At 42.5% G+C, this 22123-nt stretch carries 20 protein-coding genes; 1 reads left to right on the top strand and 19 read right to left on the bottom strand.

Annotated elements, in window-relative coordinates; genetic code table 11:
* Positions 1 to 14: 14 nt before the first annotated feature.
* The 7 genes from BAE31_RS16970 to BAE31_RS16940 all read right to left on the bottom strand — a co-directional run bounded on the left by BAE31_RS16970 (position 15) and on the right by BAE31_RS16940 (position 8801).
* Positions 15 to 998 carry an alpha-ketoacid dehydrogenase subunit beta gene (locus tag BAE31_RS16970; RefSeq protein WP_024422925.1) on the bottom strand — a complete coding sequence of 328 codons (984 nt, stop codon included), beginning with the start codon at positions 996 to 998 and terminating at the stop codon, positions 15 to 17.
* A gap of 12 nt (positions 999 to 1010) precedes the next feature.
* Positions 1011 to 2003 (bottom strand): thiamine pyrophosphate-dependent dehydrogenase E1 component subunit alpha, encoded by a 993-nt coding sequence (locus BAE31_RS16965; RefSeq protein WP_041106816.1) that lies wholly within the window; start codon positions 2001 to 2003, stop codon positions 1011 to 1013.
* A 17-nt stretch (positions 2004 to 2020) separates the two neighbouring features.
* On the bottom strand, positions 2021 to 3445 hold the full coding sequence (gene lpdA / locus BAE31_RS16960) for a dihydrolipoyl dehydrogenase (protein ID WP_076840984.1): 1425 nt from the start codon (positions 3443 to 3445) through the stop codon (positions 2021 to 2023).
* Positions 3435 to 4556 carry a butyrate kinase gene (buk, locus tag BAE31_RS16955; RefSeq protein WP_024428016.1) on the bottom strand — a complete coding sequence of 374 codons (1122 nt, stop codon included), beginning with the start codon at positions 4554 to 4556 and terminating at the stop codon, positions 3435 to 3437. The genes lpdA and buk overlap by 11 nt, the downstream gene beginning before the upstream one ends.
* Before the next feature lie 33 nt (positions 4557 to 4589).
* Positions 4590 to 5684, bottom strand: a complete 1095-nt coding sequence (gene bcd / locus BAE31_RS16950; protein ID WP_003215658.1) for a branched-chain amino acid dehydrogenase — start codon at positions 5682 to 5684, stop codon at positions 4590 to 4592.
* A 26-nt stretch (positions 5685 to 5710) separates the two neighbouring features.
* A complete protein-coding gene (gene yqiS, locus BAE31_RS16945) occupies positions 5711 to 6604 on the bottom strand; it encodes a phosphate butyryltransferase (protein WP_041106819.1) in 894 nt (297 codons plus the stop codon).
* Between the two features lie 124 nt (positions 6605 to 6728).
* Positions 6729 to 8801 carry a sigma-54 interaction domain-containing protein gene (locus tag BAE31_RS16940; protein WP_076840983.1) on the bottom strand — a complete coding sequence of 691 codons (2073 nt, stop codon included), beginning with the start codon at positions 8799 to 8801 and terminating at the stop codon, positions 6729 to 6731.
* 149 nt (positions 8802 to 8950) lie between these two features.
* On the opposite strand from BAE31_RS16940, the gene BAE31_RS16935 reads away from it, so the two are divergent.
* Positions 8951 to 9187 (top strand): DUF2627 domain-containing protein, encoded by a 237-nt coding sequence (locus tag BAE31_RS16935; protein ID WP_024422931.1) that lies wholly within the window; start codon positions 8951 to 8953, stop codon positions 9185 to 9187.
* Positions 9188 to 9223: 36 nt separating this feature from the next.
* On the opposite strand, the gene BAE31_RS16930 is transcribed toward BAE31_RS16935, so the two are convergent.
* From BAE31_RS16930 to xseA, 12 genes are all read right to left on the bottom strand, one after another.
* Positions 9224 to 9961 (bottom strand): glycerophosphodiester phosphodiesterase, encoded by a 738-nt coding sequence (locus BAE31_RS16930; protein ID WP_024422932.1) that lies wholly within the window; start codon positions 9959 to 9961, stop codon positions 9224 to 9226.
* A gap of 228 nt (positions 9962 to 10189) precedes the next feature.
* The gene (locus BAE31_RS16925; protein WP_024422933.1) at positions 10190 to 11290 is read right to left on the bottom strand and encodes a Rap family tetratricopeptide repeat protein; all 1101 of its coding nucleotides are present in this window, start codon (positions 11288 to 11290) and stop codon (positions 10190 to 10192) included.
* Positions 11278 to 11475 carry a hypothetical protein gene (locus BAE31_RS16920; protein ID WP_024422934.1) on the bottom strand — a complete coding sequence of 66 codons (198 nt, stop codon included), beginning with the start codon at positions 11473 to 11475 and terminating at the stop codon, positions 11278 to 11280. Before BAE31_RS16920 ends, BAE31_RS16925 begins: the two co-directional genes overlap by 13 nt.
* A 271-nt stretch (positions 11476 to 11746) precedes the next feature.
* Positions 11747 to 12550 (bottom strand): sporulation transcription factor Spo0A, encoded by an 804-nt coding sequence (spo0A, locus tag BAE31_RS16915; protein ID WP_024422935.1) that lies wholly within the window; start codon positions 12548 to 12550, stop codon positions 11747 to 11749.
* Between the two features lie 285 nt (positions 12551 to 12835).
* The gene (gene spoIVB / locus BAE31_RS16910) at positions 12836 to 14113 is read right to left on the bottom strand and encodes a SpoIVB peptidase (RefSeq protein WP_025092993.1); all 1278 of its coding nucleotides are present in this window, start codon (positions 14111 to 14113) and stop codon (positions 12836 to 12838) included.
* A 199-nt stretch (positions 14114 to 14312) separates the two neighbouring features.
* The gene (recN, locus tag BAE31_RS16905) at positions 14313 to 16046 is read right to left on the bottom strand and encodes a DNA repair protein RecN (protein ID WP_034280267.1); all 1734 of its coding nucleotides are present in this window, start codon (positions 16044 to 16046) and stop codon (positions 14313 to 14315) included.
* Positions 16047 to 16079: 33 nt separating this feature from the next.
* Positions 16080 to 16529 carry a transcriptional regulator AhrC/ArgR gene (ahrC, locus tag BAE31_RS16900; protein WP_024422938.1) on the bottom strand — a complete coding sequence of 150 codons (450 nt, stop codon included), beginning with the start codon at positions 16527 to 16529 and terminating at the stop codon, positions 16080 to 16082.
* A gap of 163 nt (positions 16530 to 16692) precedes the next feature.
* Positions 16693 to 17547, bottom strand: a complete 855-nt coding sequence (locus BAE31_RS16895) for a TlyA family RNA methyltransferase (protein ID WP_041106824.1) — start codon at positions 17545 to 17547, stop codon at positions 16693 to 16695.
* Positions 17544 to 19445: a 1-deoxy-D-xylulose-5-phosphate synthase gene (dxs, locus tag BAE31_RS16890; RefSeq protein WP_034280265.1), complete on the bottom strand. Its 1902-nt coding sequence runs from the start codon at positions 19443 to 19445 to the stop codon at positions 17544 to 17546. Before dxs ends, BAE31_RS16895 begins: the two co-directional genes overlap by 4 nt.
* Before the next feature lie 150 nt (positions 19446 to 19595).
* Positions 19596 to 20492 carry a polyprenyl synthetase family protein gene (locus BAE31_RS16885; protein WP_237727613.1) on the bottom strand — a complete coding sequence of 299 codons (897 nt, stop codon included), beginning with the start codon at positions 20490 to 20492 and terminating at the stop codon, positions 19596 to 19598.
* Positions 20476 to 20736 (bottom strand): exodeoxyribonuclease VII small subunit, encoded by a 261-nt coding sequence (locus BAE31_RS16880; RefSeq protein WP_003215880.1) that lies wholly within the window; start codon positions 20734 to 20736, stop codon positions 20476 to 20478. Before BAE31_RS16880 ends, BAE31_RS16885 begins: the two co-directional genes overlap by 17 nt.
* Positions 20733 to 22079 (bottom strand): exodeoxyribonuclease VII large subunit, encoded by a 1347-nt coding sequence (gene xseA, locus BAE31_RS16875; protein ID WP_041106829.1) that lies wholly within the window; start codon positions 22077 to 22079, stop codon positions 20733 to 20735. Before xseA ends, BAE31_RS16880 begins: the two co-directional genes overlap by 4 nt.
* Between the last annotated feature and the right edge of the window lie 44 nt (positions 22080 to 22123).

Here is a 22123-nt window from a genome sequence, read left to right as displayed (position 1 = left end):
AACCCTCCTCTTTCTTAAAACGCCGCTAGCTCTCTCATTTCAGCTTCTACCTTATCCGGATTGACCATGAAGAATTTCTCCATTGTCGGCGCATAAGGCATTGCCGGAATATCTGGTCCTGCCAGGCGTTTGATTGGTGCGTCTAAATCAAATAAGCAATGCTCCGAAATGATTGCCGCAACCTCACTCATGATGCTGCCTTCTTTTGTATCTTCCGTTAACAGAAGCACTTTTCCTGTTTTAGAAGCCGCTTCTATAATCGCTTCCTGATCAAGCGGGTACACAGTTCTCAAATCGAGAATATGAGCGGATATGCCGTCCTTTGCAAGGCGGTCTGCTGCTTGCAGCGCAAAATGGACACAAAGGCCATATGTAATGACCGTGATATCATCGCCTTCACGCTTCACATCTGCTTTTCCAATCGGAAGAGTGTAATCCTCTTCAGGCACTTCTCCTTTAATCAGGCGGTATGCACGTTTATGTTCAAAGAACAATACAGGATCTGGATCACGCACTGCAGCCTTTAAAAGACCTTTGACATCATAAGGTGTAGAAGGCATCACAATCTTCAAACCAGGCTGGTTAGCAAAAATAGCTTCGACCGATTGTGAATGATAAAGTGCCCCGTGTACTCCACCCCCGTAAGGTGCGCGGATGACCATTGGACAGCTCCAATCATTATTTGAACGGTATCTAATTTTTGCAGCCTCTGAAATGATTTGGTTGATTGCAGGCATAATGAAATCAGCAAATTGCATTTCTGCAATTGGGCGCATTCCATACATCGCTGCCCCAATACCTACACCCGCAATGGCTGATTCTGCAAGAGGTGTATCCATGACGCGCGCTTCTCCAAATTGCTCGTAAAGACCCGCTGTCGCTTTAAATACGCCGCCTTTTTTCCCGACATCCTCTCCGAGCACAAACACTTTCGGATCTCGCTCCATTTCTTCTTTCATCGCCAGTGTAATGGCGTCTATATATGACATAACAGGCATTTTTCTTCCCCCTTACTCCGCATACACGTAACGAAGTGCGCTTTCTGCCTCAGCATAAGCTGCGTTTTCCGCTTCATCAGTAGCTTCGTTTACGATTTGCATAATTTCTTTTGTCATCTCTTCTTTCATTTCAGAAGTCATGACGTTTCCTTCGATTAAATACGTTTCATATTGGATGAGCGGATCTTTCTTTCTTGCTTCGAGCACTTCTTCTTTTTCTCGATAGCTTGAATCATCGTCATCACTTGAATGCGCAGTTAAACGGTAAGAGATTGTTTCAATCAATGTCGGACCTTCACCTCTAGCCGCACGGTCTCTCGCTTCTTTGACAGCGGCATATACTTCAAGCGGATCATTTCCATCAACAGTTACGCCAGGCATCCCATATCCAACCGCACGATCTGAAATGCGTTCACAGGCTACTTGTTTATCATATGGCACGGAAATCGCATACTTATTGTTTTCACACATGAAAATAACAGGCAGTTTATGCACAGCAGCAAAGTTAGCACCTTCATGGAAATCACCTTGGTTTGATGAGCCTTCACCGAACGTGACAAAGCTGACAAAGTTTTTCTGCTCTAATCGTCCAGCAAGGGCAATTCCCACCGCGTGTGGAACCTGCGTTGTGACAGGTGACGACCCAGTCACAATTCGATTTGCTCTTTGCCCAAAATGCCCTGGCATTTGTCTTCCGCCTGAGTTTGGATCGTCTTGTTTTGCGAAACCAGACATCATTAAATCTTTTGCTGTCATCCCAAAAGCAAGGACAACCCCCATATCACGATAGTAAGGTAAGACGTAATCTTCTTCTCTATTAAGAGCAAATGCAGCGCCGACTTGCTGCGCTTCCTGCCCTTGACAAGAAATGACGAATGGAATTTTCCCGGAACGGTTTAAAAGCCACATCCGTTCATCGATTTTTCTTGCTAGAAGCATTGTTCTGTATATATCAATTGCTTGTTCATCTGATAATCCTAATTCCTGATGACGCATGTTACTCATCATGTTTCCCTCCTTGATTAAAAATGGATCGCCTTCCCGTCAACAGCAAGGGCTGCCTCGCCAATCGCCTCTGATAAGGTCGGATGCGGGTGTATCGTCTGCCCCACTTCCCACGGGGTTGCATCAAGTACTTTGGCCAATCCGGCTTCAGATATCATATCTGTTACATGAGGACCAATCATATGAATTCCTAAAATATCATCTGTCTTTTGATCGGCAATGATTTTGACGAATCCATCAGACTCCCCGTACACAAGCGCTTTTCCAATCGCCATAAATGGAAATTTCCCTATTTTGACTTCAAAGCCCTGCTTTTTTGCCGCCTGTTCAGTGAGTCCAACACTAGCGGTTTCTGGGTGAGAGTAAACACATTTAGATACGAGCGTTTCATCGAGCGGCTTTGGATCTTTCCCAGCCATATGTTCTACAGCAATCATACCTTCGTGAGAAGCGACATGTGCCAGCTGAAGCCCGCCAATGACATCTCCTATTGCGTAAATATGCGATTCTTTCGTTTGATAATGTTCATTCACGACAATGCCTTGTTTTTCGGTTTGGATGTCCGTGTTTTCAAGACCTATGCCTTCGATATTAGGTACTCTGCCGACTGAAAGAAGGAGTTTTTCCGCTTCAAACGTCTGAATGCCTCCATCCTTTTCCGCTTGAATTGTCACGAGATTTTCCTGCTTTTCTACGCTATCTGGCAGTACCTTCGCATTAGTCACAAAAGTGATGCCTTTTTTAGATAATAGCTTTTCCATTTCTTTAGAAATGTCATGATCCTCTGTTGGCAAAATGCGGTCTGCAAACTCAAGCACAGTGACGTTCACACCAAAATCATTGAGCATGGAAGCCCACTCGATTCCGATCACTCCGCCTCCGACAATTAGCATTGACTGCGGAAGCTCTGGCAGTTCAAGTGCATCATCTGAAGTGAGGATGTGTGTTCCATCTGCTTCAAGCCCTGGCAGCACACGCGGTCTTGATCCTGTCGCGATGATAACCTGCTTTGGAATGAGCATTTCATTTTCCTCTCCATTTGCCATTTCTACGGAGATCGTTCCTGGCATTGGGGAAAAGATAGATGGACCAAGAATACGGCCGATCCCTTCATATACATCAATTTTTCCTTGTTTCATTAAATGTTTGACGCCGCCTGCTAGTTTTTCGACAATCTCTGTTTTTCTTTTTTGCACATTGGCAAATTGCAAGGCAATGCCGTCTGCCTCAACACCAAAATCAGCTGCGCGTTTGACGGTTTGATAAACTTCTGCACTTCTGAGCAGCGCTTTAGACGGGATGCAGCCTTTATGAAGACATGTTCCGCCGAGCTTTTCTTTTTCTACAACTGCTGTTTTCAATCCAAGCTGTGAGGCACGAATGGCCGCTACATAGCCGCCTGTGCCTCCACCAAGAATGACGAGGTCATATTCAGTTGCCATGACTTGTCACTCCTTTCTTTTCCTGTTGATCATTTGGGTATTCTTTCGGTGATTCTTCTTCTTTTAAAATACGAAGCGCACCTTCTGCCAACGATTGCAGCTCATTTTCACCTGGAAACACGACAACATCAGAAATCCAGTCAATATAGCCGCGAATACTTGACGTAATTTGTTTGCTGTACGCAAGTCCGCCTGTTAATACAATGACGTCAACTGCTCCTTTTAAGACAGCGCTAGCCGCTCCAATTTCTTTGGCAATCTGATAGCACATTGCTTCATAAATAAGCGCTGCCCGCTCATCACCCGCTTCAATCATGCGTTCCACTTTCACAGCGTCTGTCGTGCCAAGATAGCCCGCAAGCCCGCCTTCACCAATAATGCGTTTGAGCATTTCCTCTTGGGTATACTCACCCGAAAAACAAAGATTCACAAGATCACCTGTCGGCAGGGTTCCCGCGCGCTCAGGGCTGAAAGGACCTTCGCCATGCAGACCGTTATTGACATCGATGACTTTTCCTTTTTCATGAACACCAATAGTGATACCGCCGCCCATATGAGTAATAATCATGTTCAAATCTTCGTAACTTTTTCCAAAAGAAGCCGCTGTTTTTCTTGCGACTGCTTTTTGATTTAATGCATGAAAGATGCTTTTTCTTTCAATCGTTGGCAGCCCTGAAATACGAGCAATTGGTTTTAGTTCATCCACTACAACTGGATCGACAATAAAAGCTGGGATATTCAGGCCAAGTGCAATTTCTCTCGCGATGATTCCGCCGAGATTGGATGCGTGCTGGCCGGCATATCCTTCTTTTAGGTCTTCCACCATTTGCTCATTGACTTCATATGTGCCTCCTTCAATCGGACGAAGGAGACCGCCCCGCGCGCAAACTGCATCAAACTTTGAGATATTCATCCCCTGTTCATGCAGTGTTTTCAAAATGGTTTCTTTACGGAATGAAAATTGATCAATGATATGAGGAAACTGCTTTAATTCCTCATCTGTATGTCTTAGTGTCGTTTCAAAAATAGAACGTTCATTATGAAACACACCAATTTTTGTTGAAGTAGAGCCAGGATTAATCGTGAGAATACGCCATTCTTTTGTCAGCAAAAACAAAACCTCCGTTTCAACTCATTCTTCAAATTAGCGACGGCTTAAAATATGTTGACCATTTTGCAAGAATTGACTTCTTGATTTGCGCATTCTTTCAATTCTCTCTTCAGCCAATCGGTCTGCCGCTTTATAAGTAGGAATGGCATCACGGTTTGAAATTTCAATCACACGTTCAATATTTTGATAAATGCCTTCGACTTTTTTCATCGCACGATCTGCATTATAGCCATAAAGCTCATCAGCAACGTTAATCACACCGCCTGCATTGATCACATAATCAGGAGCATATACAATCCCCATTTCATGGATAAGGTCACCGTGATGCGTTTCTCTTAGCTGGTTATTTGCAGCACCGGCAATCACCTTTGCTTTTAACTTAGGAATGGTCACATCGTTAATGGTTGCACCAAGTGCGCACGGTGCATAAATATCACATGCTTGATCGTAAATATCGTCAGGGTCGACTGCTTTTGCGCCGAAGTCTTCAACAGCTCGCTTGACAGAGTCTTTGTTGATATCTGTGACAATGAGCTGCGCGCCTTCTTCATGCAGATGTTTACACAGGTTGTAAGCGACATTTCCAACACCTTGGACGGCAATTGTTTTTCCTTCTAATGAATCGGTCCCAAATGCTGCTTTGGCAGCGGCTTTCATCCCTTTGTATACACCGTAAGCAGTGACTGGAGACGGATTTCCGGATGAACCAAATGCAGGAGAAATCCCTGTGACAAAATCTGTTTCTTCATGAATGAGATCCATGTCTTCTACCGTTGTACCGACATCTTCTGCCGTAATATAGCGGCCATTCAGCCCTTGAATGTAACGTCCAAATGCACGGAACATTTCTTCATTTTTGTCTTTTCTCGGATCGCCGATGATGACCGTTTTTCCGCCGCCAAGATTAAGTCCTGCTGCCGCGTTTTTATAAGTCATGCCTCTTGCTAGACGCAGTGCATCCTCAATGGCTGCTTCTTCGTTTTCATACGTCCACATTCTCGTTCCGCCTAGTGCCGGCCCAAGTGTTGTATCATGAATCGCAATAATCGCTTTTAAGCCAGACTGCTCATCCTGACAAAATACAAGCTGTTCATAATCGTATCGTTCCATATATTTAAAAAGTTCCATTGTGTTATTCCTCCTATTACTTCCGCTTAATTTGATGTACAGATGGCAAGCGCAATTGAATAAAGCTTACTTTCGGCTGAATCAGACCGGCTTGTTAAAGCAATCGGCGCCTTCGCTCCTGCCACCACAGCTCCCACCTTTGCATGTGCAAAGTAGATGAGAGATTTATAAAGAATGTTCCCTGCCTCAATTGTTGGCACAAGCAAAATATCTGCATGGCCGGCTACATCACTCGTAATATTTTTATGAGAAGCCGCCGTTTGAGAAATGGCATTGTCTAAAGCAAGAGGCCCATCAATCAGGCAGCCAGAAATTTGCCCCCGCCGATTCATTTGCGCAAGACTTGCCGCAGTCAAAGTTGAATCCATTGCCGGATTCACGACCTCCACCGCAGAGAGCACTGCAACCTTTGGCATATCGTTTCCGACAGCTTGTGCTACTTGAACAGAGTTGATCGTAATCTCTTTCAGCATATTTAAATCGGGCGCGATGTTCATCGCAGAATCCGTGACATAAATAAAGCGGTCAAAGCCCGGTACTTCAAATGCCGCGACATGTGATAGGACACTTGCCGTCCTGAGCCCATATTCTTTATTCAATACCGCTTTTAAAAGAACGGCTGTCGGGACATGCCCCTTCATCAAAATATCTGCATGCTTCTCGCTCACTGCCTGAACGGCAATTTTGGCAGATTCTTCGGGAGAATCTGAATGAATAATATCTATCCAGTCCTCATTGATTTCATGCTGCTTCACTAGCTCCTTCAGGTTGCGTTTGTTCCCAACCAGGAGAAAGCGAGCGACCTTTCGCTTAATTGCCATCTTGATGGCATGAAGCACTTCTTCATCTTCTGCATGAGCCACAGCCGCCGTTTTATTCTGCAGCTGGGCGGCTTTCATAATCAGATCGTCAAGCTTCATATATGCCCACCTTTCCTTGTGCTCGGTTCATGTTTTATATGCAAGTTCCGTGCCAGTTTGAAATGCAGTGAATATGAGGCAATTCGCATGACATTCGTGCAATCTTTTGCAGGTTACATGCATTTTATTGCATGCTATCTTTTGCAAGTTGATATTTGTCCATTTTATAGTAAAGGTTCCGAATGCTGATCCCTAACGTTTTCGCTGTTTTCGTGCGATTGAATTGATGCTTTTCAAGGGTTTGTTTAATCAGCTGCGCTTCAAATGCCTCAACAGCATCCGAAAGCGTCTCTCCCTCAAATTGACTGACAGTCAGTTCCTGCTGCTCTTTTTCTTCCTGATCTTCTGACTCCATGAAAGAAATATGCCCTTCATCAATCCATTCTTCTTGCGGGTTCAAAAAGATCATGGCTCGTCCAAGTACATTTTCAAGCTCTCTTACGTTTCCTGGCCACTTGTATGATCGCAGTCTATTAAGTGCCTGTTCCGTTAACCCGCTCACGTTCCGTCCATAGTCTAAATTGATCTTTTGGATGAGACGTTTACTTAACGAGTCAATATCCTCAAGGCGCTGCCTTAGCGGCGGGATGGAGATCGGATATCTGTTCATCCGATAATATAAGTCCTCTCTGAACTTCCCTTCCGCCATCGCTTTTTCGATATTGACATTCGTTGCCGTGATGACACGAACATCGACCGGTATAGCCTTTGTTCCGCCTACTCTTACAATTTCTTTCTCCTGCATGACGCGCAGCAGCTTGGCCTGTGTACTTGGCGTCATTTCACCAATTTCATCTAAAAAAATGCTGCCTTGGTTCGCCTCTTCAAACAGCCCTTTTTTCCCGCCGCGCCTTGCACCAGAAAACGCTCCTTCTTCATAGCCAAAAAGCTCTGACTCTAAAAGGGTTTCTGATAAGGCCGCACAGTTGACCCGTACAAAGCGATTATATTTCCGGTCACTTTCATTGTGAATGGCATGCGCAAACAGCTCTTTTCCAGTTCCTGATTCTCCCCGGAGTAATATCGTGGCTGGCGTTTTCGCGCCTAGCTTTGCCTGCTCAAGCGCCACAAGCATTTGCTCACTTTCTCCAATGATGTCTTCAAAAGTGTACTTTGCTTCAAGTGTTCGGATGAGCTGTCTTGCTTTATTTAATTCATTCGTGAGTGATTGAATTTCTGATACGTCATGAATGACCCCGACACTGCCTTTTAAAATGCCATCAACGATGACTGGCGCTACGTTGACAATCACATCTTTTTTATTCGGTCCGACTTTCATTCTGACGCCTCGAACGGGTCTCCTTGTTTCAAGTACCTTCAAATGCATGCTTTCTCCTTCAGAAATATCTGCACCTGCTGGTTTCCCCACAACTTCTTTATCTGTTAATCCAGTCATTTTCGTATATGCCCGGTTGATTAAGATCCCTTTTCCCTGCTCATCAACAACTGATATGGCTTCATCCGACGATTGAATGATCGCCTCCAGCATCGTTCGTACTTCTTTAAGATTGGTCACTTCCTCCGCAAGCTCAACGGCATCCGTAATATCTTTAAAGATGGATAAAGCACCTAGCATTCTCCCCGCGTCATCAATAATTGGCAAACGCGTTGTCACAATTTGTATTTGCTGATTCAGAAATTGTTTTTGATTAAATTCTGGCTCTCTCGATCTTAAAATGTCGGGAAGCTTTGTATTTGGGATCACTTCTCGTATATGACGGCCAATCGCATCTTTTTGCGAACATCCAACCATTTTGGCCGCTGATCGATTAAACAGGACGACTTCTTCATCCATGTTTATAAAAATCATCCCGTCGTTCGTTGCATTAAAAATGCGGTCATGCTTATAGGTTTGTTCCTTTAATATTTGGATCAGCTGCTGTTTTTCTGACATTAATTCTGATATAACGTAAGCCATTGAACTTGGCACAATGACTGCGTGCTCTGGCTTTTTTTCAATCAGTTCTTTCAGCACTGCTGAACTGCCTGTTGTTTCAATGATGATATCAATGTCATCTTTTATGTATTCTTTCCAATCCGTTGTCGTATCAATTCCATTCTTTTTCGCTTCTACCATCCCCGGTGCCTCAAGATCAAGGTCGGCGATCGCAATGATTTGAATCGTATTTGTTTTCAGCAATGTTTCAAGCAATGCTGATCCACCTTGTCCTGCACCGACAATCAAGACTCTCTGCATCCCGTTACCCCTTTATATGAAAAAATTTGCACACCATATTTTTCCGTTGCAAAAAATTGCACAACTCTTATATTACCACGTTTTCCTTTCTTGACAAAATATTTTTTGAATTAGACAATGGAAGTAAATGACGTTTAAGGGGACATTTGATGGGGAGAATACTTGCACTAGTGATTATTTTAATACCTGGCGCGCTTGCAGCCCTTGGGATTAAGCTGCTGCGTGACACTGTTTTCGGCATCATCATTGCACCATTTCCATATTTATGGCTGCAAGGAATTGCAGGGTTATTATTTTTAGGGGGAGGTCTTTATGTAGTGGCTGGCTTTATTTTATATAGAGACCGTAAACGAAATAAAGTGACTGCTCGCTTTAAGCAGAGATAAAACGTGAAAAAAGACCCGCTGATTTAGAGCAGGTCTTTATTTCATTTCTTCTCTTATTTTCACGGCTCGGTCAGGAAAATCAGTAAAAATGCCATCGACACCTAAGGAAAACATGTTTTTCATTTGCTTTTCACTATTTACTGTAAACGGCCTGATCACTTGCTGAGATGCATGGAGAGCTGCCACAACCTCTTTGGTCACGCCGGCACCCTTGATATTTGGATGGTAGCCCCTTGCTGGTACTGTTTTTATATACATCTCCGGCTGATGAATCACATCCATTGTGAGAACCGCAAGTTCAACATGCGGCATCAGTTTGTGAAAAAGAGCTAAACTGCCGTGATGAAAAGATGAAACAAGTACACGGTCTTCTATTTGAAAATGCTCGATTTGTTTTTTTACTTTCTCTTCGATACCCGGATATCGATAAATGGAGTTTTTTAGTTCAATATTGATGATGAGTGATGATTGCTGCGTCACTAGCTCTAATACTTCCTCTAAAAGAGGAATGGATACAGCACCGGTTTCTTCGTAGAAAGAGTGACTCGCATCTCCTGCTTTTAATTCTTCATATGTATGGTCTTTCACTAAACCTTTCATGTTCGTTGTTCTGTTCAGTTTCTCATCGTGAATGACAGCAAGCCTGCCGTCTTTTGTCAGCTGAACATCCAGCTCAATTCCGTCAGCTCCCGAATGGAGTGCATGCTCGAAGGCTATCATGGTGTTTTCAGGATAAATGCCTTTAAAGCCTCTGTGTGCAAAAATTTTCGTCATAGGTCACCTCTAAATATGATGCTTCCTTACATTATGACGTGTCTTTTTTCGTTTTTCCAGTTTTGAGCGCATAAAAAAAACCTCTTCTGATTCATACGAAGAGGTTGACAGATAAATTCGATCACGTAATCGCTCTGATGGCTTGCTCTGTCGTCTCTGCGTCAAGAGCAAAAAGGGAAGAAACAACTGCGACTGCTGTAACAACGGTTACACCTAACAACAACTTTTTCATAAGATAACCTCCACTTTCTTTTGAAGTATTTGTGCATCGAATTTCTTTTCAAGAAAACGAATGGCATTTTGATAATCATTTCGTTCCTTGAAGTATTTCGATATTTGTTCAGACAAATCCTCAAGCTCCACATATAATCTATTTTTTTCTATGTAGTCTAATTTTTCTGAGAATACGTCTGCTGCCCCACTATTCTCGCACATCAAATCCAAAATTTCAAATTTTACTATATATTCATTATTTTGGATATCACAACTATACAAAATACCCTCTTTAATATATTCCCTCGCCTCTTGATCTCCTAGATGAACCAAGGCATTCGCCAGAACATATAAAGATTGGATGTAATAATGGCTATTGTCACGGTGAATTTGAATGCCCATCCCTTTTTTGGCATAATGTGCGCTTTTTTCATAATCATGCTTTGCATAATAAAGAACCGCTAAATTGTGATAGCATTTCCCAATCAGCACTTCATTGTTAATGCGCTTACTTTTCTCAAGTGCTTCTTTATACTTTTTCTCTGCTTCATCGAATTGGAACAAATCAATACAATTACTTGCATGTAAAATTAAGCTGTCAATCGCCTGCGCTGTGTACTCTTCATGCGCTTTGAATGTATCGATGGCTTTTTTAATATGATTAATGGATATGAAATTTTGTTTCAGTTCGTAATAGATCGAAGCAACCTTATGGTGAAAAGTTCCTACTTCCAGGTCTTCATTCACACGTTTTAGCCGCTGTTCTGCAATTTTGTAAAAGCTAATGGCTTCATCATACTTTTTCACATATGCAGCATATTGGCCTTTGTAAAAGTAAAAATAAAAATTAATAATGTCATCTGCCTTCTCATCGAGCGTTCCGACACTTTTCATAATTTGATTGGCTTTTTCAATATTTCCAAGTAACATTTCATGTCTGCCGTCAACAAGCTGATAATAAAGGAGAACTTCACGGTCTTCATCTGTATTTTTTAGCAAATTCTGAATTTTCTCTTTATAGACAGCAGATTTTTCTAAGTCATTCTGAGAAATGACCCTCGTCCACTTGCTAATTTCGTTCGCTACCTCAGCAGAGTGGATTTTCAGCTTTCCCATAACCTCACCCTCTTCTTTTCATTATTATAGCATAGTAAAAGAATGTGAAAATTATTAAATTCGACAATGGGAATATTCAGTTCAAATGGCACAATCTCTAAGAAGCCAGTGACTTTAAAACGCCAACCAATCAGGTCAATAGAAATAGAACTTTCGATCTCGTTTGCTTTAATTACCAAATCCATGAGACCTTTTCCTCTCATCCTTTTTCTTACGAATGAGCGTTTTCTTCTTCTATTTTGAAGACTTCATGATCGATTGGCGTAGCTGATTACCACTACTTTATGTCTTTTTTATTTTTTTCATGCTTTATTTTTCATTTTATTCTGAAAATAAAGCAGCCCGTTTGTCCAATTTAAACATTAAGATGATTTTATCAACCTAACCAATTTTTGACAACATGTTTCAAAATAAAAAAACGTCTCAATGAAGAAACGTTTTTTCCTGAAAAAGATACTAGCTTGCTCTATGCTCTAATCGCAAACGATCAGCTACCATGGCAATAAATTCTGAATTGGTTGGTTTCGCTTTTGACATGCTGACAGTATAACCAAAGAGTGAGGAAATGGAATCAATGTTTCCTCTGCTCCAAGCGACTTCAATGGCATGACGAATCGCTCGTTCTACCCTGCTGGCAGTCGTGTTAAATTTCTTTGCAATGTCTGGGTACAACACTTTAGTAATGCTTCCGAGAAGCTCAATGTCATTGTACACCATAGAAATCGCTTCTCTTAAGTATAAATAGCCTTTAATATGAGCGGGCACGCCAATCTCATGAATAATGGTCGTAATGCTCGCATCTAAGTTTTTACGTTTCGGTTCAGGTTTGTTACGAAGAACACTGTTTTGGATTGATGAAGAGCGATGGGTAACTTGTGTGCCGTTTCCACTGACTTGACGAATATGACCGACTAGGTTTTCCATATCAAATGGCTTTAAAATGAAATAGGATGCGCCCAAATCAACTGCTTTTTTCGTGACATCTTCTTGTCCAAATGCCGTTAGCATAATCACACTTGGCTGTTTTGTCATTTCATTGTTTTCACGGAGGCGTTCTAGTACAGCAAGACCGTCTAAATGAGGCATAATAATGTCTAAGAGGAGAACGTCGGGCTCTTTATCTTTAAATAATGTCAGGCATTCCTGACCATTATACGCCACGCCAAGTACTTCCATATCTTCCTGTCCCTCAATGTACTCTGTCAAAAGGCCAACAAGCTCTCGATTGTCATCAGCTACACACACTTTAATTTTCTCCACGTTCTTTCCTCCCCAATGTCGATTCCTTTAGTCTTTTGCATTTCTCTTCTGAGTGTTCAATTCGACAAAACCATGCTATCACCTTTAAAAAACTTTAATTTTCCGAATAATAGAGCATTATCTAGCTTTTTCTACGTTTTTCTTAACGAATCGACGATTATTGCAATTTGACAACAAGCTTTTTTCCATTTTGTCGAAAAATCTCTTTTTCCTTATTTTATAACATGATGGAAGAGAAAGAAAGGGTAGAAAAAAACTGCCGGAAGATTCGCGGCAGTTTGATGATCAGCTTGCTTTTTTGTTTTTTTGATAAAGGTCGATTCCTGCTTCTGACAGCATCCATTCAATGTGTACGCCGTACCCGCTAGTCGGATCATTGACGAATACGTGTGTGACAGCTCCAATGACTTTGCCATTTTGGATGATGGGGCTTCCGCTCATTCCTTGGACGATTCCGCCCGTTTTGCTTAAGAGCCGCTCATCTGTTACCTTCAATACCATTCCTTTGGTTGCTGGGAATTTCTGCGGTGTTGTGCTGACGATTTTAATATCAAACTTCTCCACTTTATCATGATCCACAACGGTTAAAATTTCTGCTGGGCCTTCTTTTACTTCATTTGATAAAGCGACTGGAAGTGGTTTATCTGCTACATGATTTTCAAGCTTTTCGGTTAACGTACCAAAGATACCAAAAGGGCTGTTGCGGGAGATATCTCCTATTGTTTTTCTTTCGGAAGAGAATCTCGCCAATTTTTCTCCAGGATTGCCTCCTGTGCCTTTTTCAATCGATGTCACGGTTGATCTAACAATTTCACCATTGTCGACAACAATTGGTTTTTTTGTATCCATGTCAGAAATCACATGCCCAAGGGCACCATATTTTTTAGATGAAGGTTCAAAAAAGGTCATCGTGCCGATTCCTGCTGCAGAATCACGAATGTAAAGACCAATTCGATAGATGCCTTCACTTGCATCTTTTGCGGGTGTTAATGTTGTTTGAAAGGTTTTATGATCTCTCTTTATGAGCAAACGAAGCGTTTCACCCGTTTTCCCTGCTTTCTGAATAAATGGGGTGAGGTCATTCATTTTCTCCATTTTTTGACCATTGATTTCAATGATCATATCCCCTGATTGAATGCCTGCGGCTTCACCTGGTGATTTTTTGCCGTCTGCTGTTGTGATTTGATGAAAACCTACAACGAGAACTCCTACAGAGTGGAGCTTGACGCCAATGGATTGTCCTCCAGGAATGACTTTTAATTCAGGGAGAACGTCAACTTTTGTTTTCTTAATAGGAAATCCTTTAAAATCATAAACAATTTCGGCTTTTCCCGCCTTTTGTCCTGTAATATCCAGCTGATTCTTTTTCTCTGAAAGGCTAAAGGCTGGTGAAGAAGCATTGGCTGACGCTTCAATCGATGTGTCAATTGAGTGCTTTTGTTTTTCAAATACAGCAACATTTGTTGGAATGCTGATATATTCCTTCACTATGCTCATAAACCCTGTACTTATTAAAGAAACAAGGAGAATCACACCAATGGCTTTTCTCATCTTTTCGGGCATTCATTTTTCACTCTCCTCGCTCCTTACCCACACCAGAACACTCATGTTTTGGCTACATCTTTACTTTTGCCTTCTTCGAGAGGATTTATAACCGGCAGCTTTAGAAAATGATTGGATAAATTGATAAAAGAAAAAGACGATTTTATGGGTATATACGCCGGCTTTTACACAACATAAAAAAAGGCAGCTGATGATTCAGCTACCCTGTTGTTTTGACATCATTTGCTTGGTGCAATAGTTCTTTTGCGTGCTGTTTTGTCAGCTCAGTCACTTCCACACCGGCAATCATCCGCCCAATTTCACTCACTTTTTCTTCATGACTTAATGGTTTGACACTCGTCAGTGTTCTGCCCGCTTTCGAGCGTTTCGAAATGAAGAGATGCGTGTCAGCCATTGCGGCTACTTGAGGCAGGTGTGTAATACAGAGCACTTGTGATCCAGACGCAACTTTGTAAATTTTCTCAGCAATGGCTTGTGCCACTCTACCGCTGACACCTGTATCAACTTCATCGAAAATAATGGATGTGACGTCTTGTTTAGCTGAGAAAATACTCTTCACAGCGAGCATGACACGTGAAATTTCTCCACCTGAGGCTACTTTCGATAAAGATTTCATCGGTTCGCCTGTATTTGTAGAAATGACAAATTGTGCTTGGTCGATTCCATTTTTCCCGAGCTGGACAGGTTTTCCGTCTAATAGCGGACAATCGGTGCTGCCAAATGGCGCATATCGAACAGAAAAAGCTGTGTCAAATGATGACTTCTCCATATACAAATCCTTGAGCTCTGTTTGAATTTGCTTTGCTAGCTTTTTGGCCCATTTTTTACGCAGTTCCGAAACGTTAAGTGCTTCCAGCAGGGCATCACGGCTCATCGCATCTAATTTATTTTTGAGCGTCTGCAGATGGCTGTCTCGATTTTGGATTTGATCTATTTCTTCTTCAATCTTCGCCGCATACTCCAAAATTTCCTCAACGGTTGTACCGTATTTTCGTTTTAGCTGCTTCATTTCATTCAGCCTGGATTCAATAAAATCAAGACGAGCCGGATCGAATTCTAATTGATCCAGCATGCTTCGCATTTGGAAGGTTGAATCCTCTAATAAGTAGTAGGAGTTCGACACTTGTTCAGATAACTTTTTCAAATCATCGTTGATCTCAGACACTTGCTCAAGCTCACTTGAGGACATACCAACCCAATCTAGTCCTCCTTGCTCATTACGCAAAGCGTTATACGCGTTTTGGAGTGAGGAATAGATTTTTTCGTAGTTGCTGATTTGATGTCGCTCTTCCTGAAGCCTCTCATCTTCTCCCGGCTCTAATTGTGCCGCCTCAATCTCCTCTAGCTGAAATTGGAGTAAATCTAAGCGGTGCACCATTTCCTGCTCATTCTCAGACAGCTGCCTGAGCTTTTGAGCCGTCTTCATATATTGATCATATGCTTCTTGATACTGCAAGAGAGCCGGTGCAATTTCTTCTGCTCCAAATTGATCGAGCAAATGCAGATGATTTTCATCTTCCATGAGCAGCTGGTTATCGTGCTGTCCATGTATATCAAGCAAAAGCCGTCCTACTTCCCGTAAAAGTGAGATGGTGACAAGCTTTCCATTAATCCGGCATATGCTTTTCCCGCTGTTGTTAATATCACGGCGGAGGATCATCATTTCATCTGATGCGTCAATTCCCTGCTCTTCGCATAGAGCAAATACAGGGTGATCGGCTGGTACAAGAAAAAGCCCTTCCAGCTCTGCCTTTTTTTCACCGTAGCGGACAAATTCAGAGGACCCTCTTCCTCCCACGAGAAGTGAGACAGCGTCAATCATGATGGATTTTCCAGCACCTGTTTCCCCCGTTAGAACCGTGAGTCCTTTTTCAAATGAAACCGTTAACTCTTCAATGATTGCAAAGTTTTTAATGGTTAGTTCTGCTAACACTCATTTGACACCTCTTTTAGTAAACCTGATTCTTTATAGAAGCTCTAAAATTTTGCTCGAAACTGTCTCTGTATCATCTGGGGTGCGGCAAATGATTAAAATGGTATCATCCCCGCAAATCGTTCCCATAATTTCTTCCCAATCTAAATTATCCATTAAAGCACCAATCGCCTGAGCATTACCCGGCATTGTTTTAAGAACAATTAAATGACTGGCAGCATCCATTTTAATAAATGCATCCATTAGGGAACGCTTCAGCTTTGACAGTGGATTAAACCGCTGATCCGCAGGAAGACTGTATTTATATGTTCCATTGTTCGTCGGAACTTTCACTAAATGTAATTCTTTAATATCTCTAGAAACGGTCGCTTGTGTGATGTTATATCCATCGGCTTTCAAAATATCGACCAATTCATCTTGTGTTTCGATTTCTTGGCTTGCAATGATTTCTCTAATTTTAATATGCCTTTGACCTTTATTCATATTTGACCCCCCTAGGCGTTTCATTCTCAGTTTGTCTTTACGTTCTATGTTATATGATGCACAGTTCAAAAAACAAGCATTACGTGAGATACGGCCAATTCTTGTCTTTTGACCATGTAAAAAGGAATAATAGCGAGCTATTATTCCTTTTGTTTCAATGATTTCATGTGTCAGCCGGCTCAGGGCTGTTTTTCTTTTCTTTCAATACAGAATGGGCTTCCTTCACAACCTTCTCAAGTTCTGAAGCAGGAAGTGCCGCATTTTTTTCTTGATCAGGATGAAGCACTAGATGGAGAAGGAATTCAATATTTCCGTCTCCACCGGTGATAGGCGAAAATGATACATCCTTTACATCATAGCCTTCTTTTGCAGCAAATTGATTCATCTCTTCTAGTACACCAAGGTGGACAGAGGGCTCACGTACGATGCCTTTTTTCCCAACAAGCTCTCTGCCTGCTTCAAATTGAGGCTTGACGAGTGCAATACAGTCACCACCCGGAACAAGAATATGCTTTAAAGCCGGCAGAATGAGTTTAAGTGAAATAAAAGATACATCAATCGATGCCACTTCTGGCAATCCTTCAGTAAAATCAGCTGGGACGGAATGGCGGAAATTAGTGCGCTCCATGACGATGACCCTGTCATCCTGCCTTAATTTCCACGCAAGCTGATTGTAGCCAACGTCTACAGCATATGATTTGACTGCTCCATTTTGAAGAGCACAATCTGTAAATCCGCCTGTTGATGAGCCAATATCAATCAGCAATTTCCCTTCAACTGTCAGATCAAATTCTTTAAGCGCTTTTTCAAGCTTTAACCCGCCGCGGCTTACGTATTTGAGAGGGTTCCCCTTCACTGTAAGCGGCGTATCACGAGCAATTTTCTCTCCTGGTTTATCCAAACGGGTTTCATTTGAGTAAACGATCCCTGCCATGATGGCACGCTTTGCTTTCTCTCTTGTTTCCATTAGTCCTTGTTCGACTAATAAAACGTCAAGTCGTTCTTTCTTTGATGTCATGATCCAATTCCTTTTCTTGGTGCTGCTGGAAGCAGGTCACGTAAAGTCTCAGCAACATGTGCTTTCGTCAGTCCAATTTCTTCAAGCAGGGCATCAACACTTCCATGCTCAATAAATTGATCTGGGATACCCATGCGTTCTACTTTGATATGTGATGCTTTCTTGTCGTGTAGATATTCTAATACACTGCTGCCAAACCCGCCTTGGAGCACAGCTTCTTCAATCGTTAAAATCGGAATCCCTTCAGAAAGAATGTCGTTTAGCATCGCTTCATCAAGCGGCTTAATAAACCGAGCGTTGACGACACGAATTGATTTCCCTTCTTTTTGAAGTTCCTCAGCTGCTTGCAGCGCCATTTTAATCGTCGTACCGAATGTTAAGATGACGGCATCCTTCCCTGGGCGAAGAACCTCCCAAGATCCAATCGGAATGGTTTTGAGCTGTTCATCCATTTTCACGCCAAGCCCATTTCCGCGCGGGAAACGCATGGCAATTGGACCGTCATCATACTGAATGGCTGTATTGACCATGTGCTGGCCTTCATTTTCATCCTTCGGCATCATGAGCACCATATTCGGCATATGACGCATGAAGGCAATATCAAACACACCTTGATGCGTTTCTCCATCAGCACCGACAAGACCCGCACGGTCAATTCCGATAAATACATTGAGGTTTTGGCGGCAAATATCATGCAGCACTTGATCATAAGCTCTTTGCAGGAACGTTGAATAAATCGCTAAAAATGGCTTCATATCCTGCGTCGCAAGCCCAGCTGCCATTGTGGCTGCATGCTGCTCAGCAATCCCTACATCAAACATTCGCTCAGGAAATTCCTTGGCGAAGCCTTCAAGTTTTGAGCCAACAGGCATCGCAGGCGTGATGGCCACAATTCGCTCATCTTTCCGCGCAAGCTTTCTGACTGTTTCACTGACAAGACCACTCCATGACGGTGCAGCTGCAGCTGGTTTTACAAAATCACCTGTATCAATTTTGTATGGACCTGTGCCGTGCCATGTCCCAATTTTATCGGATTCTGCCGGCTGATAGCCTTTTCCTTTTTTCGTGATGACATGTAGCAGAACAGGACCTTTTGTTTTCTTTGCATATTCAAGGTTTTCAAAAAGATCTTCATAAGAATGTCCATCAACAGGACCTAAGTAAGTGAATCCCATTTCCTCAAAAAACATGCCAGACACTAGTAAATACTTGAGGCTGTCTTTAATACGCTCTGCTGTAGCAGCAAGCTTTCCGCCTACAGCTGGGATCCGCTTGAATAAATATTCGAGCTCGTCCTTTACCCATTGGTACTTGCCTGCTGTGCGCAGTCTGCCAAGCATGGTGTGAATTGCACCGACGTTTGGTGCAATACTCATTTCATTATCGTTTAAGATAACGATCATATCTTTCTTTTCATCACCGATATGATTCAGAGCTTCAAGAGCCATACCGCCGGTTAATGCACCATCTCCGATAATCGGCAGGATATATTCATCTGTCCCTTTAATATCCCGCGCCGCCGCCATACCCATCGCGCCAGATAATGACGTTGAGCTGTGGCCTGTTTCCCAAACATCATGCTCACTTTCATTTCGTTTAGGAAAACCGCAAAGTCCTTTATATTGACGAAGTGTATCAAACTCCGCCCCTCTTCCAGTTAACAGCTTGTGAACATAAGACTGATGTCCAACATCCCAAAGGAATTTGTCTTTCGGGCTGTCAAATACTTTATGAAGGGCAACCGTGAGTTCAACGACACCCAGGTTCGGACCGATATGCCCGCCAGAGTTAGCCAAGGACTCAATTAAAAACATGCGAATGTCAGCACTAAGCTCCTCTAATTCTGCATTTGACATTCCTTTTAGAAACGTTGGATTTTTTATTGATAAAAGATCCAATCAGGATCAACTCGCTTTCAACAAAATTTCTATCTACATATATAATGCCTTATTCCTATGAAAACCAAGCGGGAATAAGAGTTGTCTTATCATGATAAACTGTTTACAGTTTACCACAATTGCTCGAAGACCCTCAAATCTAGGCTGTTTTTAATGATCTCTTGAAGCGATCAGATCACATAACTCATGCAGCAATTGCTGCTCTAATTCAAGATTTGAGACAATTTCTTTTGCACGTGTGATGTGCTCGTGCAGCTTTTCTTTTGCTCCTGAAAGCGTTAATAAAGAAGGATATGTCGACTTTTCATTCGCTGTATCAGAGCCGACCCGTTTTCCTATTTTTTCTTCGCTACCTTCGAGGTCTAAAATGTCATCACGGATTTGAAAAGCAATGCCAATATGATAGCTGAATTCTCTTAGTTTTTCGATATCGTCATCTGATGCTCCTGCCAGCATTGCACCTGCTGTGACGCTGAATGTGAGAAGCTTTCCTGTTTTCCGGGCATGAATGGATTCTAGTTCAGCAAGCGGGACTTGTTTTTGCTCTGCTTCCATGTCATCAAATTGACCGCCAACCATTCCTAGTGCACCTGCTGACCTCACAAGCTCATCTACGATTCTAAGCTTTTGGTCAGGAGAGACGCTGCTAGATAGCTGCGATGTAATCAGGCGAAAGCTTTCCGTTAAAAGTGCATCACCAGCGAGAACCGCTGTTGCTTCTCCGTATACTTTATGGTTGGTCGGCTTTCCTCTGCGCAGGTCATCATCGTCCATGCAAGGAAGGTCGTCATGTATCAATGAATACGTATGAATCATTTCTACAGCACAGCCAACCGGAATGCCATCTTCTTCGTTTTTTCCGTAGGCATGTAATAAAGCAAGAACGAGAACAGGGCGAAGTCTTTTCCCTCCAGCTTCAAGTGAGTAAAGCATCGAAGATTTTAGTTCTTCTGGAATCTTCAATTCCTGAACATATGTAAATAAATAATCTTCAATGGCCTGTTTTCTTGTTGTTAAAAAATCCTGCAAATTACTTGTCACCAGCATCTGCCTCCTTCACTGAGAAAGGAGCCAGCTCACCGTCCTCTTTTAAAATGAAATCCATCTGCTTTTCAACGTGCTGTAATTTTTCATGACAAAGCTTTGAAAGTGTCATGCCTTCTTGAAAATAATGAATGGCTTGCTCAAGTGGTACATCTCCTTCTTCGAGCTTCCCAACGATCTCCTCAAGACCTTTCATCGCTTCTTCAAATGTCATTTGTTCTTCTTTTTGTTTATTTGATTCTGTCATGATGATTGCCCCTCCTTCTCAATAACCTCACAAATCAGACGTCCATCCTTCATGGTGATAGCCAGCTGATCCTTCGTATCCACTTGGTTTACACTTTTAATCAGTTCATCGTCTTTATAGGCTAAACTGTAGCCTCTTTCCATCACTTGAAGTGGATTTAATGCATTTAGTTTACCAAGAACAGATTGGAACTGCGAATGAATTGTTTTCATTTGCACATTCATGCTGCGGATGAGCTGTTCTGTTTCATTGGCGTGGCGTTTTTTCGCCTGAAGCAGCTGCTCTTTTGGATGAAGCGGCTTCAGCCTGTATGTCTGGCGGTCTAGTTGACTGCGTTTTTGTTCAATTTGTCTCGTCAGCTGTTTTTGAAAACGGTCAAATACCAAATCGAATTGCTGCTCTTTTTGCTCCTGCAATCGTTTTGGAAAACGGAAGGCATAAGAGGATTGCAGCGCCACAAGACGGTCTTTCGCTTGTGATGTTCGGTTCTTCACGGCCCTTGTAAGCCGTATGTCAATGGATTTGATTCGTTCTATTAAATCGGCTGTGCTTGGAACTGCGAGCTCGGCTGCTCCTGTTGGTGTGGGTGCTCTCATGTCTGCAGTGAAATCACTGATCGTAAAGTCCGTTTCATGCCCCACTGCAGAAATGATTGGAATGTCTGATGCGAAGATCGCTCTTGCGACAGCTTCTTCATTAAAGGCCCAAAGTTCTTCGATCGAACCGCCTCCTCTTCCGACAATCAAGACATCACAGATCTGTTTTTCATTTGCTTCTTTGATCCGCTCTACGATTGAACGGATGGCATTTTCACCTTGGACAAGCGCCGGAAGCACAATGATTTTCGCCTGCTGATAGCGCCGGTTAATCGTTGTGATGACATCTCGAACAGCCGCTCCAGTTGGGGATGTAATCACACCAACAACCTCTGGATATTCAGGAATTGGTTTTTTATAGCGCGCATCAAATAAGCCTTCACTTGCCAGCTTTTTCTTCAGCTCTTCATAAGCGAGATGAAGAGCACCAACACCATCAGGCTGCATTTCTTTTGCATATAATTGATAGTTGCCGCTTGGTTCATATACTTGAATCCCGCCGCGTACAAACACTTTCATTCCGCTTTTTGGTGAAAAAGGCAGCTTTGCTGCGGAACGCTGGAACATGACGGCTTGCATGCGTGCGTTTTCGTCTTTTAAGGTGAAGTACACATGACCTCTTGAATGAATCTTCACATTGGATAACTCACCTTTGATCCAAATATCTTCTAAATGCGGATCAACATCAAATTTTCTTTTTATGTATTTTGTAAGGGCTGTGACCGTCACAAAGGCTTTTTCACTCATGACGTATTCCTCCTCTTCAAAAACGCACATTCATCCACCGGCAG

Source organism: Bacillus sp. I-2, assembly GCF_001974945.1.
Taxonomy (GTDB): domain Bacteria; phylum Bacillota; class Bacilli; order Bacillales; family Bacillaceae; genus Bacillus; species Bacillus safensis.
The sequence above is the reverse complement of the archived record's forward strand: the minus strand, read 5'-3'. Positions and strand labels throughout refer to the sequence as shown.